Source organism: Terrabacter terrae (assembly GCF_039529575.1).
GTDB classification, from domain to species: Bacteria; Actinomycetota; Actinomycetes; order Actinomycetales; family Dermatophilaceae; genus Terrabacter; species Terrabacter terrae.
On sequence record NZ_BAAANB010000177.1, the window covers coordinates 1 to 1889 of the forward strand.

The 1889-nt window shown below is 68.2% G+C and carries 2 protein-coding genes; both read right to left on the reverse strand.

The window, feature by feature from the left end; translation table 11 throughout:
* On the reverse strand, positions 1-354 hold a 354-nt coding region (locus ABD194_RS20520), incomplete at its 3' end, for a J domain-containing protein (protein ID WP_343994977.1).
* 289 nt (positions 355-643) lie between these two features.
* Positions 644-1666, reverse strand: coding sequence for an aldo/keto reductase (locus tag ABD194_RS20525; protein WP_343994979.1), 1023 nt, complete (start codon positions 1664-1666; stop codon positions 644-646).
* Positions 1667-1889: the final 223 nt, after the last annotated feature.

Genomic DNA, 1889 nt, shown 5'->3' on the forward strand with positions numbered 1-1889 from the left:
CCTCTCCTGGGCCGCTGCCTGCGCCGCTGCCTGCGCGGCGGCCCATTCGGCTCTACGACGCTCGGCTTCTTCACGTGCCTGATCTGCTGCGCGCCACTGAGCCTCACTATCCGACTGCCGAAACGCCCCCGCTCTAGGCTGATTGGCGGCGTCGTAGCGCGCTCGTCTCGACGGATCCGACAGCACCTCATACGCCTGATTGATGTCTGACATCATTGCCGCGCCGCGGGGAGGAGCAGACCCGTCAGGGTGGTGCAAACGCGCTTGGACACGATACGCCGCTCGAATGACCTCGACAGGGGCGTTGGGCGCGACGCCGAGGACGTCGTACAGAGAGGGCTGATGGTCAGACACGGTTCCCCTGTGAGTCGATTCCCTTAGTGGGCTCCGACATCATGCCGAGACGGGCGTGATAGACGCCGCAAAACGCAGAAATCTGCCGTGAGCGGGTCCTGACGGATCGGAAATTGGACCTCCAACTCAGCGACTGGACTCGCAGCCCAGCCGGGGCGCGCACTGGCGCGTCACTCCGCCGCCTGACGGGTGTGTCTCCCCTAAATGCCATGTGCGTACGTGCCGCCGGGCACGATCGCCGTTTCGCTGCGAGGCCCCGAGTGACGACTCGGCCGCTCGCCGTCGGCGCTCACCCAATGGCGCGGTGGCGCTGAGCGATGCCGGCGGCGCCGTAGGGGTAGTCGTCCATGCGGGGGGCGCTGACCTTGCTGAGGTGGGAAAGCTGGTCCGCCGTGAGGTCGAGGTCGGCGGCGGCGAGGTTGTCGGTGAGCTGCTCGACGGTGCGGGCACCGAGGATCACCGACGTGACCGCCGGCTGCGCCGCGACCCAGGCGAGGGCGACCGCTGCGGAGGTGACGCCTTGCACTTTCGCAACCTCGGCCACGGCGTCGATGACCGCCCACGTGCGCTCGTTCGAGTTGCGGGGCCCGTAGGCCTCCATGCCGCGATCCGGGTCCTCGCCGAGGCGCGAGGCTCCGGTCGGGGTGGTGTTGCGCTGGTACTTGCCGGTGAGCCACCCGCCCGCGAGCGGCGACCAGGGCAGAAGGCCTAGTCCGCCATCGAGACAGGCCGGCACGACCTCGTGTTCGATGTCGCGGACGAGGAGGTTGTACTGCGGCTGCAACGTCACCGGCGGTGTCCAGCCGTGCTCACGGGCTGTGTGCACTGCCTTGGTGACCTGGTAGCCGAGGTAGTTGGAGAACCCGTAGTAGCCGATCTTGCCCGCAGCGACGGCGTCGTCGAGGAAGCGCAGCGTCTCCTCGAGCGGCGTAACGGCGTCCCACGCGTGCATGTGGTACAGGTCGATGTGCTCGACCCCGAGCCGGGTCAGCGACGCGTCGAGCGCCTCACGGAGGTGGCGTCGTGAGAGACCGACGTCGTTGCGACCCTCGCCCATCGGGAAGCGGCCCTTCGTCGCCACGACCATCTGGGCCGCGTCCTCCGGGTGGGACCTCAGCCACCGGCCGATGATCTCCTCGGAGACACCCTTGCTGTAGACGTCCGCCGTATCGAGGAAGGTACCTCCAGCCTCCACGAAGGCCTCGAGGATGGACCCAGAAGACTCCTCATCGGCCTCCGCACCGAACGTCATCGTGCCGAGGCACTGGGTGGAGACGATGGTGCCGCTGGTGCCGAGAGTGGTGTATCGCATGAATGCCACCGTATGCCGGATAAGCCGCACTACTCCCGTCGAGCCAGCACCGAGTCAGGCGGAAAGGGCCGTGCATGAGGTCGCACCGCCCAGAGGCATAAGAGCCCGCCGGGGGAACCAGGTCGGGGGCTGACGCGCGGCCGTTCCGTACGGCACCGTCAGCGCGGAGAAAGGCGTGCCTGCACGCTGAGCCCGCAGCGGCGCAGCGCACCGCCGTCCCCCC

Bases quoted from the DNA above. Each gene is read 5' to 3' on its own strand.
- ABD194_RS20525 (WP_343994979.1), bottom strand. From the start codon at position 1,666: ATGCGATACACCACTCTCGGCACCAGCGGCACCATCGTCTCCACCCAG.